Origin of the sequence: Dyella silvae (assembly GCF_026421305.1) — a bacterium.
Lineage (GTDB): Bacteria > Pseudomonadota > Gammaproteobacteria > Xanthomonadales > Rhodanobacteraceae > Dyella > Dyella silvae.
Genome location: NZ_JAPJBQ010000005.1, coordinates 254,292 through 268,010, shown reverse-complemented (window position 1 = coordinate 268,010; position 13,719 = coordinate 254,292). Strand labels below are relative to the sequence as shown.

The following is a 13,719-nucleotide window of genomic DNA, read 5'->3' as shown; positions in this document are numbered from 1 at the left end:
ATTTCACCCACCCTCCCTAGCCTTCGCTCCAACGCAGCACCAGGCACGCCGACGCGGTTCGGCCACTACACCTTTCGGGGAGACAGTCTTGAAGATCCATCCAATCACTTGCGCGGTACTCGCCGCGCTCGCGGTCGCTCGCGTGTCTTATGCCGACGACGCCACTTCTCCAGCAGCGCCACCGCCGGCACCGGCGGCTGATGCGGCCGTGTCTACGCTGGGTTCGATCACGGTAACCGCCCAGCATGCCAACGAGGCCATGCAGGACGTGCCGATTACCATGCAGGCGTTCACCGGCACGACGCTGCAGCAACTGCACATCAATACCTTTGACGACATCATCCGATACCTGCCCAACGTAACGTTCGCTGCGAATGGCCCCGGCCAGGGCAACATCTATATGCGCGGCCTCAGCACCGGCTTCCTGGGTAATCAATCCAGCGCGTCGATTGCGCCATTCCCCAATGTTGCCGTGTACCTCGACGACCAGTCGATGCAGTTCCCGGCGCGCAATCTCGACGTCTACATGGCGGACATGGAGCGCGTGGAAGTGCTCGAAGGTCCGCAGGGCACGCTGTTCGGCGGCGGCGCCGAGGCCGGCGCCGTGCGCTACATCACCAACAAGCCAAACCTGGACAAGGTCGGCGGCAATGTCGAGGCGAGCACCGGCATCACGAGCGGCGGCCGTCCGAACAACGCGGCCAGCGCCGTGCTCAACTTGCCCATCATCCCCGGCACGTTTGCGCTGCGCGGCGTGATCTACAACGACCATCGCGGCGGCTACATCGACAACGTGCCCAGCACGTTCACCCGCAACAACAACGATGGCGGCAACTTCTACGCCAATATCAAGCCCACCGGCGGCCTGTGCCCGAACGGCCTGCCGACGGGCACTGGCTACTGCGCCGTGCCGGGCAGCCCGGTCGCCAACAACAACGCCGTGGCGCAGAAGAACTGGAATCCGGTCGATTACCAGGGCGCGCGCCTCTCCGGGCTCTACAAGATCAACGACGACTGGAACGTGCTGATCGCCCAGAGTTACCAGGAAATGGATGCGCAGGGCCAGTCGTCGACCTACCCCATCGGTTCGGATGGCCAATCCTTGCAGCCGCTGCAGATCACCGCGTTCGCGCCAGCCTGGGACAAGGACCGCAATACCAACACCGCGTGGACGGTCAACGGCAAGATCGGCGACGTCTCGCTGGTGTACACCGGCGGCTACACCAACCGCCACATCAGCGAACAGCAGGACTACACCAACTATTCGCGCAGTGCCGGCGGCTGGTACTACAACTGCAGCGGCGGCTCAGGTCTGGGCGCAGGCACCACGCCCACCTGCTATTCGCCCATCGGCTACTGGAACGACCAGGTCAAGAGCACGCACCTCAGCCACGAGCTGCGTTTCAGCACGCCGGAAGAGAACCGCCTGCGCGCCATCGGTGGCCTGTATTACGAGGACTTCCAGATCCTCGACGACATGAACTTCAACTACAAGACGATCCCCTCGTGTACGCCGCCCAACCTCACCTCGGCCCTTGCAGGTGGCGCACCGTGCGTCGCCAATGTCGTACCGTACCCCGGCACGGCACAGGTGGATCCTGGCCAGCGCAGCGACAACACCGCGTTCGGTGAAGACGAACAGCGCGGGTACCGCCAGTTCGCCGCCTTCGGCTCGGTGTCCTACGACATCATTCCCGAAGTGCTCACTGCGACCGCAGGCACGCGTTACTACCATTACTCCGAGTACCAGCGCGGCTCGCAGTACTCCACCGGCAGCAACTGCGTGAACGTGCCCAACGGCCAGTGCGCAGGCGGTGACGCGACCAGCATGACGGCAGAGCATCTCGACGCCGCGTACCACGGCTTCAAGAGCCGCGCGAACCTGGTGTGGCATATCACGCCTGACGCGATGGTCTACTACACCTTCTCGCAGGGCTTCCGCCCGGGTGCGTTCAACCGCACCACCAAGAACGTGGCAAAGGGCCCGGACGGCCCGCAATACCGCAAGCCGCTAAGCTACGCGCCGGACTCACTGACCAACAACGAAATTGGCTTCAAAACCACGTTCTTCAACGACCGCCTGTTGCTCAACGGCTCGCTGTACCACATGAAGTGGGACAACGTGCAGATGCAGTTCTTCAACCCGCAGGTGCTCGGCAACACCACGTTCGGCGTCAATGGTCCGAACTACAAGGTGGACGGCATCGAGCTGCAGTTCGAGGGACGCGTCACCGACGGGCTGACCCTGATGGGATCGGGCTCGTACAACAAATCCAAACAGACCAACTCGCCTTGCCTCGTCGGCAACATCCCGAACACGCCGTCCTTCGGCGCGTGCATCACCCAGGTGGTCATCGCCGGCCAGGGCCTGCAGCCGTTCGAGAATCCGTTCGGCGCGGCCGGCAGCGTGCCGGCGTTCTCGCCGCGCTCGCAGTTCAACCTTCGCGCCCGCTACGACTGGACGGTTACCGGTGGCTACAAGGCTTTCGCCATGGTGGGCGCCAGCCATACGGGCTCGATGTACAACCAGCCGGCCACCTATCCCAGCGGCGAAGGCGTGCAGTATCCGACCACCGTGGACCTGCGCTATCTGCAGGAGGGCTACACCACCTACGACGCCTCCGTAGGCATTGCCAAGGACGCCTGGGATCTTTCCCTGTACGGCACCAACCTGAGCAATAGCCACGCCAGCGTGTTCACCTCGTCGGCGCAGTTCATCAAGTCGGAAGTGCCGTTGCGTCCGCGGGTGATCGGGGTGAAGTTCGGGTTCAAGTTCTGACATCTCGCCGTCGCAAAACGGGTCGAGCATGGCGGGGGTGGGCGCAAGCCCACCTCCTTCCGTACACAGATCACGCATGAACCCTGCAGCGCAATCGCCCCCCATGTCCGTCGAACAACACGTCCACGATCTTCGCCAGCTGCAAGCCGCAGGCAACCACGCGCAGGTACTGGCGCTAGCCCAGCCGCTGCTGGCCGACCTGCCGGAGAACCGCGACCTGCTGCATGTCGTCGCCAGAAGCCAGCGCCATCTGGGCCAGGTCGACGACGCCTTGCGCACGCTGGTCGATCTCGAACGCTGGCACCCGGCCTTCAGCCGCCTGCATGAGGAACGCGGCCATTGCCACGTGGTACGCCGCGACGCGCCACAGGCGATCGATGCGCTGTTGCGCGCGGTGAACATCAACCCCGCGCTTCCCTCAAGCTGGAACCTGCTGGAAGGCCTCTACCGGATGACCGGCGAGCCGGCCAACGCGGCGATGGCCGCCTCGCATGTCGCCACGCTCAAGCGCCTAGCGCCCGAGGTGGTGCTGGCGACGAGCCTCTTTTCGGATGGCGAAGTCACTCAGGCTGAGCATGTCATCCGCCCTTATCTGCAACGCGTCGGCAACGACGTCGAAGGCATGCGCCTGCTCGCCCGCATCGCGGTGGCGCGCGACGTTCTGGACGATGCCGATACCCTGCTCAGCGCCGCTCTCGCCATCGCGCCGGATTACCACGCCGCTCGATTCGACTACGCCAAAGTGTTGTTCGAACGACACCTGTATCAGCGCGCCTGCGAAGAGATGGAAACGTTGCTGGCGTTGGACCCGCAACATCTCGATTACCGTGCGCTGCACGCCAGCGCCCACGTCGGTCTTGGCGAGCACGAGCGAGCCATCGGCTTGTACCGCGCACTCCTGCGCGACGTACCGGGCGCAGCGGACCTGCACCTCTCACTCGCCCATGCGCTGAAAACGCAAGGCCATCGCGGCGAAGCCATAGACGCCTATCACGCGGCGATCACCGCACGCCCCGGTTTCGGCGATGCGTACTGGAGCCTGGCGAATCTCAAGACGTATCGCTTCACCGACCAAGAGATCGACCGCATGACGGACGCAGAGGGTTCGCCTGAGACGTCCGTGGTGGATCGCTATCACCTGTGTTTCGCGCTCGGCAAGGCGTATGAAGATCGTGGCGAGCATGATGCTTCGTGGCAGCACTACGGGCGCGGCAACGCCCTCAAGCGCGCAGAAAGCCGCTACCGGCCCGAGCTCATCGAAACCAATACGCGCCGGCAGATCGACACGTGCACACGCGAGTTCTTGGCCAGCCGCGCGGGTGCAGGCGACCCCAGCCCCGACCCGATCTTCATCGTCGGCCTGCCGCGTGCCGGTTCCACCCTGCTCGAACAGATTCTCGCCTCGCATTCGCAGGTTGACGGCACGCAGGAGCTCGCGGACATCCCGCGCATCGTGCTCGACCTGCAAGGGCGCGAGCCGGATCTGGACGACCCGCGCTATCCCGGTGTGCTCGCCGACCTGTCGCCAGAGGACTTCCGCCGGCTGGGAGAAAAGTATCTGCGCGATACGCGTTCCTACCGCGGCGAGGCGCCCCGCTTCATCGACAAGATGCCGAATAACTTCCGGCACCTTGGCCTTATCCACCTGATGTTCCCCAACGCGAAGATCATCGACGCGCGGCGCGAACCCATGGCGTGCTGCTTCAGCAACCTCAAGCAGCTTTTTGCGAGCGGCCAGGAATTCACCTACAGCATGGAAGACATCGCGCGGTACTACCGCACCTACCTCGACCTGATGGAGCACTGGGACCGTATGCTGCCCGGCCGCGTGCTGCGCGTGCATCACGAGGACGTCGTGGACGATCTGGAAGGCAGCGTGCGCCGCATTCTCGATTTCTGCGGCCTGTCGTTCGAGACGTCATGCCTTGAATTCCACAAGACCGAGCGCAGCGTGCGCACCGCCAGCTCGGAGCAGGTGCGCCGCCCGATCTTCCGCGACGGCATGGACCAGTGGGCGAAGTACGCGGCGTACCTTGATCCGCTCAGGGAGAAGCTCGGCGACGCGCTGGAGCGCTACCGCCCGGGCTGAAGCTTCGGCGCACCCACGAACACCACCAGGAACGTAGCGCGCTCGCTTGTGCTGGCATTGCCGCTGACCAGGTGGCGCGCACCCGCCGGCTCGAACCAGCTTTCGCCCGGGGCGTAGACGCGCAATGGCTGCCTTTCAACCTGGCTGCGCACGTGGCCTTGCAGCACATATACTTAGGCATCGCGGTCATGCGAATGCGGTTTGGATGATTCGCCCGGCGCGTAAGTAACGCGCAGGGCTTCGAGTGACTGACCGGGTGCGCGCGTCAATGCCGCGGTCAGCAGCGATTCGTCTTGCGTCGCCATGACCGGCGCCGCCACGGCGAGCGCCATCATCCAGAGCAAACCCCGGGCGGCGCGCATCATCAGCGCACCGAGACGGCAGGCTGCTGCGCCGGCATCGCGGCATCGACATCTTCGCTACGGCGCAGCACTTTACCCTGTGCATCCAACACGATCACCGTCGGCACGTGCATGACGCGGAAGCGACGGAACAGCGCCCCCGAATCGTCCAACGCCAGCGGCATGGCGACATGGTGCTCGCGCTGATAGTCAGCCAGCTCGTCACGGCTCGCCCACAGACCCGAGGCGATGCCGAGCCAGCGTGCGTGGCTGTCGCGCGCCAGCACGTCGGCACGCTCGCGAGCCGTGCGGCAACTTTGCGCCAACGCGGGACGGCTCTTGGCGAGATAGGACTCGCACCACGGCGAAAGGAACAACAGCACCGTGGGTTGCCCCGGCGTGGCGCCGAAAGCGGGCAGCGACTTGCCATCCAGCGTATGCACGTTGAACGCGGGCACGCTGTCGCCGATGTCGTAGTGCGGCTCGTCTTTCGGTGCGGTGGCCGCTGCGACCTGCGTGGATGAACTGCGGCGCGCCTGCGCCAACGCAGCATCCAGCTTGTCGTTTGCCTCATGACCCACATAGAGGATGCGGCCGTCGCGGCCGATCACCACGTGCTGCGGCGTCACGCGCAAATGAAACGCCTCGTCCAGCGTGCCGTCGTCAAACACGATGGGCATGCTCAGGCCCACGGCCTGACGGTATTTGCGCACTTCGTCCACGCTGTCGTCGAAACCCACGTCGATGGCGATGACCGCCATATCCGGGCCGGCATCTTCGTAAGTGCGCTCGAAGTGCGGCATCTGTTCGCGGCAGGGCACGCACCAGGTTGCCCAGAACTTCAGGTAGACGGCCTTTTTGCCGTACAGCGCGCCCAGATCGATGGTCTGGCCGTCGATGGTTTTCACCACCATGCGTGGCGCGGGCTGCCCGATCAGGCTATGTCCGGCCGATTCGGCGCGCGACTGACCAGACTCAGACGCCTGCGCCAGCGCGCAGGACAACATCAGGCATAGCAGGAGGAGGTAACGCACGGCAGACTTCCTTGATGGGGAGGCCTCGCATGCTGCTCCGCGACACCGCGACCGGACAGATCCAGTTGGCGCGGAAACGAAGGGACCAGCGTCAGCGCGGACGGTATGCCTCCAGCAACCGGGCCAGTTGGCGCGCCGCCTCGTCCATGCGCGTGGCTGGCACGCCGCCGAGCCCGAACACGAGGCCGTTGGGCTTGTGCTCGCCCACGGCGTAGTCACCCAGCGCCTCGATGCGCATGTCTTTGGCCGCCGCATCCTTCACCAACTGGCTGGCAGCCACCGGCCACAGCAGTTCCGCGGCGATGTGCAGGCCGGCATCCGAGGCCAGCGGCCGCAAGGCTTCGCCCGCATGCCGCGACAGACCATCGAGCAAGGCGTCGCGGCGCTCGGCATAAATGCGCCGCATCTTGCGTACGTGCCGCGCGAGATGGCCTTCGGCGATGAACAGTGCCAGCGTGTCCTGCGCCAGCAGGTCGCCGTGCCGGTCCACGAGCTGCCGCAGGCTGCCCAGCGCCGCCATCGCCCATGCGGGCGCCACCACGTAACCCAGGCGCAACGTGGGAAACAGGCTCTTGGAAAACGTGCCGACGTAGAACACGGTGCCGTCGCGATCCAGGGTCTGCAGCGCATCCAGCGGACGCCCGCCGTAGCGGAACTCGCCGTCGTAGTCGTCCTCGATGATCACGGCGCCCTGCCGCCGGGCGAAGTCGAGCAAGGCGGCGCGACGCGCAGGCGACATCGCCATGCCGGAGGGAAACTGGTGCGACGGCGTGACGTAGATGACGCGTGCGTCGGTGGGAATCTGCTCGACGATCAGACCTTCGTCGTCGATCGGCACGGGCACCACGTTCGCGCCGGCGACTTCGAAGCTGGCACGCAATGGCGGATAACCGGGATCCTCCACCGCCACCACCGTGCGCCCCGGCGTCACCAGAATGCGCGCCAGCAGGTCGAAGGCCTGCTGCGCACCACCCGTCACCATGATGTCTGCCGCGCTGCAAATCACCGCGCGCGTGAACGACACGTGCCCCGCAATCGCTTCACGCAGGGCCCCGCGCCCTTCGACGGCATCATAGGCAGACATCGCGCGGGTGAGCCCGCGCAACGCACGAGCAGACAGCTTGCGCCACGCCTCGAACGGAAAACGCGAGATATCAGGCAGCCCCACGCGCAGGTCGTAGCGCGACGGTGGCAAGGCATTCATGGGCAGCGGAGCGACCGCGTCGCGCCATTGCGGCTGTAGACGCTGCTCGGCCCCGGCATCCGGCCGGGAAGCGCTCGCCTCGGTGGGACCGGTATGCGCCACCAGGTAACTGGCGCCCTGCCGCGAGACCACATAGCCCTCGCTGAGCAGCAGGTCGTACGCCGCCACCACGGTGTTGCGCGACACCCCCAGCGAGGTGGCCAGCGCGCGGGTCGAAGGCAGGACCTGGCCGGTACGCAGCCGCCCATCCAGAATCGCCGCCCGCAGTTGTCCATGCAGCGCCTGGAGCCGACCGCGCACGGGAATATCCAGTGGAAAGGCCAGGGGTTGGTCCATGCCGGTGTCCGGGTGGTTTGACTGGTCCTCAAGAATTCCCGTGATCTGGATCTTTTTCAAGACCAGTGAAACCCCGACACTGACCCCATCACTTCAATGGAGCCCCGCCATGATCGAGCTGTATTTCGCCGCCACCCCCAACGGCCTGAAGCTCAAGCTGTTCCTTGAGGAGGCGGGACTGCCCTACTTCATCACGCCGGTGAGCCTGAGCAAGGGCGAGCAGTTCAAGCCGGAATTTCTGGCCATTTCGCCGAACAACAAGATTCCCGCCATCGTCGACCATGCGCCGGCCGGCGGCGGTGCGCCGCTGGCGGTGTTCGAATCGGGCGCGATCATGCTGTATCTGGCCGAGAAGATCGGCCGGTTCATGCCCAAGGACGCGGCTGGCCGGGTAGAAGTACTGGAGTGGTTGTTCTGGCAGGTCTCCGGGCTGGGACCCATGGCTGGCCAGATCGGGCACTTCAATGTGTATGCGCCGGAAAAGGTGCCCTACGCCATCGACCGCTACACCCGCGAAGTGGCGCGCCTGTACGGCGTGCTCGATCGCCGGCTGGCCGGGCGCGAGTTCATCTGCGGCGAGTTCTCCATCGCCGACATCGCCTGCTATCCGTGGATCGTGCCGCACGAGGCACACGGCCAGAACCTGGCGGATTTCCCGAACCTGGAGCGCTGGTTCATCGCCATGTCTCAGCGCCCGGCCACGCTGCGCACGTACGAGGGCGTGGAGAACGCCTACCAGCCCAAGCAGGCGCTGACGGAAGAAGAACGCCGCGTGCTGTTTGGACAGGGCGCGACACCGAAAGCCTGAAGGCTGCTGACAGGTTCTGACACTATGGGCGGCTAGCCTTCCGTAGGAAGAGCCGCCTCTCAGCTCCGTCATTCCGGCGCAGGCCGGAATCCAGTAGCGGTAGCGACCGGTTGTTGCGAAAGAGCGCACCAGACCAAGTCGCGAAAACCCATCCATAACGTCACTGGATTCCGGCCTGCGCCGGAATGACGGGCAAAGAGCAAGCCCCGAGTCATTGCTCGACGAGTCAACAACAAAGACAGGCACAACCATGAAAACCTCCGACATCGTCGCCTTGCTGTTGCTGGGAGCCATCTGGGGCGCATCGTTCCTGTTCATGCGCATGGGCGCCGACGAGTTCGGCGGCATGGCGCTGGCCGGCATGCGGGCCATTGGCGCGGCGATCTGCTCGATCCCGCTGCTGACCCGCACGCGATGCGCGGAAATGCGCACGCACTGGCGTGATATCGCCATCGTCGGCATCGCCAATTCGGCGCTGCCGTTCGTGCTGTTCTCCTATGCGGCGAAGAGTCTGCCGGCCGGCGTCTCCGCCATTTCCGACGCCATCGCGCCACTGCTGGTGGCGCTGTCGGGCTGGATGTTGCTGGGCGAGAAGCTGAGCGCCACGCAGGCCACTGGCCTGTTGATCGGTTTCACCGGCGTGGTGTGGCTGGTGGTCGGCACCCTCGGCTTGAGCGGCGGCGCGCATGCAACCGGCTGGGCGATGGCCGCCTGCCTGGGTGCCAATATCTGTTACTCCTTTGGCGCCCACTACAGTCATCGGCGCCTGCGCAGTGGCGTCACGCCGCTCAGCGTCGCCACCGGCAGCCAGCTGGCCGCCGCACTGATACTGCTGCCCTTCACCGTCTGGACGTGGCCCACTCACACGCCGGGTTGGACATCGTGGCTGGCAGTGTTCGGCCTGGCCGCCATCTGCACGTCACTCGCCTATGTGCTGTTCTACAGCTTGATGGCCCGCGTCGGCGCATCACGCAGCATGGTGGTGATGTTTCTTATCCCGGTGTTCGGTGTGGTGTGGGGGCTGCTGTTCCTGCATGAACCCGTCACGCTGGCGATGGCCGGTGGTTGCGTGGTCATCCTGCTGGGTGTCGCACTGACCACCGGACTGCTACGCCCGCGCTCATCCGCCGGGACCTTGTCCGACCCTGCGACAGAACGCGCCTGATACACACGCTTACGTTCGGGACATCATCCCGAGACGCTGCAAGCGCCATAATCCCCACTCGCCTGCGCTACGGCGCGGGCCCTGCATACGCTGGAGCCGCAATGCGCCTGATTCGCCCCGGCCGGCTTGCCGCCTGCCTTACTGTTCTGTGGTGCCTGTTGCTGGGCGCACTGCCCGCCTTTGCTCAGGATGATCTCGATGGCCTGCTGCCGGTCACCGAGGCGTACAAGCTGAGCACCGACACGTCGACGCCCGGCGTCATCAAGCTGCACTGGACCATCGCGCCCGACTATTACCTCTATCGCGGCCGCATGAAGTTCAAGGCCGGCGATGGCGCCACGCTGGGCGAAGCGAAGCTGCCCGACGGCGAAAAGCATCACGACGAATACCTGGGCGACGTGGAGACCTATCACCATGGCGTCGACGCCACCGTGCCTTACACGCTGGCCGCGGGCACCACCCAGCTGGCGATGGCGGTGACGTACCAGGGCTGCCACGAAGTCGAGCCCAAGATCTGCTATCCGCCGCATACCGAGCACCTGACGCTCGATCTGCCTGCGGCTTCCGGCGGTGCCGGCGCCGGCACCTCGCTCGGCGCGGCGCTGAGCAAGCTCGGCTCCAACAAATCGACCGATGGCACGGCCCTGCCCGCCGAACAAGCGTTCAAGCTGGAAGCGCTCGCACAGGACCGCCAGCATCTGCTGCTGCGCTGGACCATGCCCAAGGGCTACTACCTCTATCGCGATCAGACCGCGCTGCGCCTGAAGGATGCCGACGGTCTCTCGCTGGCCAAGCCCGAGTGGCCCGCCGGGGTGCAGAAGGACGATCCGCACTTCGGAACGACGACGGTGTATGTCGATCAGGTCGAAGTGCCGGTGACCCTTGTTGGCGACACCGCTGGCCACGCATCAGTCGCGCTGGAAGCCAGCTTCCAGGGCTGTCAGGACGGCGGCCTGTGCTATCCGCTGATGACGCGTGCGCTGAGCATCGACCTCGGTAGCGCCACGCCGACCTCAGGTACCAACGCCGAGCCGGCGCCGGAAATGCCGCCGGCAAAAGCCACCGAGGCGCTCGATGTCAGCTTTGCCTATGCCCTGCTGCTCGCGCTGGGCGGCGGACTGATCCTCAACCTGATGCCGTGCGTGCTGCCGGTGCTGTCGATCAAGGCCGTGTCGCTGATCGAGAGTGGCGAAAACACCGCGCGCCGTCGCAGCCACGCATTGATGTACACCGCCGGCGTGCTGGTCAGCTTTATCGTGCTGGGCCTGGCCATCCTCGCCCTGAAGGCAGCGTGGGGCGTGCAGTTGCAGAACCCGCTGGTGGTGGCCGCACTGTCGCTGATCATGCTGGCGGTGGGCCTGTCGATGTCGGGCGTGGTGCAGTTTGGTGCATCGCTTGGCAACGTCGGCAGTTCGCTGGCCAACCAGCAGGGCCTGCGCGGTGACTTCTTTACCGGCGTGCTCGCCGTGGTCGTGGCCAGCCCGTGCACCGGCCCGTATATGGGAACGGCGTTGGCTTATGCGCTGGCAGCACCGGCATGGCACGCGATGCTGATCTTCCTGGCGCTCGGTCTCGGCCTGGCCTTGCCGTTCCTGGCGGTGGGCTTCGTACCGGCGCTTGCCCGCCTGTTGCCGAGGCCCGGTGCGTGGATGGAAACGCTCAAGCAGGTGCTGGCCTTCCCGATGTATCTGGCCGCCGTGTGGCTGGCCTGGGTGCTCGCCCACCAGCGCGGTGCAGATGCCGTGGGCCTGCTGCTGGTGGCTGCCGTGCTGCTGGCGATGACGCTGTGGTGGTTCGAGCGCACCCGCTGGAGCAGTGGCCGCAGCCGCGCCTTCGTGGTGGTGCTGGCTGTGCTCACCGCCATTCCCCTGTATGCCCTGGTGCGTCTGCCCGTCACAACGAATGCCGCGACAGTAACGACGGACGGCGTGGTGGCGTTCACCCCGGAGAAGCTTGCGGAACTGCGCAAGGCGGGCACGCCGGTCTTTGTCGACATGACCGCCGACTGGTGCATCACCTGCAAGGCCAATGAGCACGCCGTGCTGAACACCGACGCATTCCGCGATCTGCTGAAGAAGACCGGCGCGGTCTACATGAAAGGCGACTGGACCAACGAAGACCCGTCCATTACCGCCTTTCTGCAGCACTACCACTCGCCGGGCGTGCCGCTTTATGTGGTGTTCCCCAAGGATGGCGGCGACGGCCAGAAGCTGCCTACCGTGCTCACCTCTTCGCTGGTCGAAGAAGCGCTGACCAAGGCCGCAGGCACACCGGTAGCCCGTAATCCATGATGAGTCGCGCCAACTGGAGCATTCTCGGCCTGGCCGTGCTGGTGGCTGCAGCCGGTGGCTGGCTGCAGCACGCCAGCCACCGCGCCCGGGTGCCGGAAGGCGTCCACGTGGCGGCACAGGGCGAGATCGTTCCTGATCTCGCCCTGGCCGGGCTCGACGGAAAGACGCATCGGCTGTCCGAGTTCCGTGGCCGCCGCGTGCTGGTCAACTTCTGGGCGACCTGGTGCGGCCCTTGCCTGCAGGAGATGCCCGAGCTGGTGAAGGCGCAGACAAACGTCGGCGAAAAGGGGCCGATCGTCCTTGGCATCGCCATGGACGATCCCGGCCACGTCCGAAGCTTTCTCGCCACGCATCCCGTGAACTATCCGATCCTGATCGGCAGCCTGGATAGCCCCAGCACCTCGCTTCGTCTGGGAAACGTCGGCGAAGTACTGCCATACAGCGTGCTTCTGGATGAAAACGGCCGCGTGCTGGCGAGCCGGCGCGGTGCGCTCGATGCTGACGACCTCCGGCAATGGCTGGCACCAACCGCGCCCTGACGCGGTTTGCGGCGCCATACGTCGCCGCACGGTTAACGCGTAACTTCTCCTTCAAACATCGCCGAACTGCGCCGAACTGGACAACATCAGCCCGGACGCGCACACTCCGCGCCGGACGCCGGTGTTGCCGGCTCGACCCAGGGCGTTGGCGTGGCAAAGATCCTGGTCCTCCACGGACCCAATCTCAATCTGCTTGGCGTGCGCGAGCCGGAGGTTTACGGGCGCGACACGCTGGCCGATATCGACGCCTCGCTCACCGCGCGCGCCAAGGCTGCCGGGCATGCGCTTGAGGCGCTTCAGTCCAACGCCGAGCACGCGCTGATCGACCGTATTCACCAGGCCCGCCAGGACGGCACCGCCTTCATCCTGATCAACCCGGGCGCGTTCACCCACACCAGCATCGCCCTGCGCGACGCGCTGGCGGGCGTGGCGATCCCGTTCATCGAGCTGCACCTGTCGAACGTGCACGCCCGCGAGGCGTTCCGTCAGCACTCGTACCTCTCGGACATTGCCGTCGGCGTGATCTGCGGCTTCGGCGCAGACAGCTACCGGCTGGCACTGGATGCCGCCATGAACCGGCTGGCTGCGGCCGCCTGATCCGCCACACCCAATTCCTATCCGGCTGCCCCGGCGGCCCCAACGAAAACAAGAAGGTTTGAACGATGGACCTGCGCAAGATCAAGAAGCTCATTGACCTGCTCGAGGAATCCAACCTCGCCGAACTGGAGATCAAGGAAGGCGAAGAAGTCGTTCGCCTGTCGCGCGTGCCCAAGGGCACCGTCACCGTGGCTGCCGCGCCGGTCATGCAGGCTGCGCCCGCCGCTGCCCCGGTGGCTGCTGCCCCGGCTGCCGAAGCCGCCCCGGCCGCGCCGGCCCTGCCGGCTGGCCACGTGGTGAAGGCGCCGATGGTCGGCACCTTCTACGCCTCTTCCAGCCCGGGTGCTGCAGCGTTCGTGAAGGTCGGCCAGCAGGTCAAGGCCGGCGAGACGCTGGGCATCATCGAAGCGATGAAGATGTTCAACCAGATCGAGGCCGATGTGGCCGGCACCGTGCAGGCCATCCTGGTCGAGAACGGCCAGCCGGTGGAATTCGACCAGCCGATGTTTGTGATCGCCTGAGCGGCCTGACCTGTC

At 65.4% G+C, this 13,719-nt stretch carries 12 protein-coding genes; 8 read left to right on the top strand and 4 right to left on the bottom strand.

All coding sequences use genetic code 11. From position 1 onward, the window contains the following. Nucleotides 1-88: 88 nt before the first annotated feature. Nucleotides 89-2,779, top strand: a complete 2,691-nt coding sequence (locus OQE56_RS13870) for a TonB-dependent receptor (protein WP_267225189.1) — start codon at nt 89-91, stop codon at nt 2,777-2,779. Between the two features lie 103 nt (nt 2,780-2,882). Continuing rightward, on the top strand, nt 2,883-4,868 hold the full coding sequence (locus OQE56_RS13865) for a tetratricopeptide repeat-containing sulfotransferase family protein (protein ID WP_267225188.1): 1,986 nt from the start codon (nt 2,883-2,885) through the stop codon (nt 4,866-4,868). Here the strand turns inward: OQE56_RS13865 and OQE56_RS13860 are convergent. The 4 genes from OQE56_RS13860 to pdxR form a co-directional block, all read right to left on the bottom strand. Further along, nucleotides 4,853-5,035 (bottom strand): cupin domain-containing protein, encoded by a 183-nt coding sequence (locus OQE56_RS13860; protein WP_323748584.1) that lies wholly within the window; start codon nt 5,033-5,035, stop codon nt 4,853-4,855. The genes OQE56_RS13865 and OQE56_RS13860 overlap by 16 nt on opposite strands. 6 nt (nt 5,036-5,041) lie before the next feature. Continuing rightward, nucleotides 5,042-5,233: a cupin domain-containing protein gene (locus OQE56_RS13855; protein WP_267225184.1), complete on the bottom strand. Its 192-nt coding sequence runs from the start codon at nt 5,231-5,233 to the stop codon at nt 5,042-5,044. Then, nucleotides 5,233-6,243, bottom strand: coding sequence for a TlpA family protein disulfide reductase (locus tag OQE56_RS13850; RefSeq protein WP_267225182.1), 1,011 nt, complete (start codon nt 6,241-6,243; stop codon nt 5,233-5,235). The genes OQE56_RS13855 and OQE56_RS13850 overlap by 1 nt, the downstream gene beginning before the upstream one ends. A 91-nt stretch (nt 6,244-6,334) precedes the next feature. Next, on the bottom strand, nt 6,335-7,783 hold the full coding sequence (gene pdxR, locus OQE56_RS13845; protein WP_267225181.1) for a MocR-like pyridoxine biosynthesis transcription factor PdxR: 1,449 nt from the start codon (nt 7,781-7,783) through the stop codon (nt 6,335-6,337). A gap of 109 nt (nt 7,784-7,892) precedes the next feature. Between pdxR and OQE56_RS13840 the strand changes: the two genes are divergently transcribed. From OQE56_RS13840 to accB, 6 genes are all read left to right on the top strand, one after another. Next, nucleotides 7,893-8,591, top strand: a complete 699-nt coding sequence (locus tag OQE56_RS13840) for a glutathione binding-like protein (protein ID WP_267225180.1) — start codon at nt 7,893-7,895, stop codon at nt 8,589-8,591. A 250-nt stretch (nt 8,592-8,841) separates the two neighbouring features. Then, nucleotides 8,842-9,756, top strand: a complete 915-nt coding sequence (locus tag OQE56_RS13835) for a DMT family transporter (RefSeq protein WP_267225178.1) — start codon at nt 8,842-8,844, stop codon at nt 9,754-9,756. Nucleotides 9,757-9,857: 101 nt separating this feature from the next. Then, nucleotides 9,858-12,047, top strand: a complete 2,190-nt coding sequence (locus OQE56_RS13830; RefSeq protein ID WP_267225176.1) for a protein-disulfide reductase DsbD family protein — start codon at nt 9,858-9,860, stop codon at nt 12,045-12,047. Beyond that, nucleotides 12,044-12,586, top strand: coding sequence for a TlpA family protein disulfide reductase (locus OQE56_RS13825; RefSeq protein WP_267225174.1), 543 nt, complete (start codon nt 12,044-12,046; stop codon nt 12,584-12,586). The genes OQE56_RS13830 and OQE56_RS13825 overlap by 4 nt, the downstream gene beginning before the upstream one ends. 150 nt (nt 12,587-12,736) lie before the next feature. After that, nucleotides 12,737-13,183 (top strand): type II 3-dehydroquinate dehydratase, encoded by a 447-nt coding sequence (aroQ, locus tag OQE56_RS13820; RefSeq protein WP_267225172.1) that lies wholly within the window; start codon nt 12,737-12,739, stop codon nt 13,181-13,183. Between the two features lie 65 nt (nt 13,184-13,248). After that, nucleotides 13,249-13,704, top strand: coding sequence for an acetyl-CoA carboxylase biotin carboxyl carrier protein (accB, locus tag OQE56_RS13815; protein ID WP_267225170.1), 456 nt, complete (start codon nt 13,249-13,251; stop codon nt 13,702-13,704). Nucleotides 13,705-13,719 lie beyond the last annotated feature (15 nt).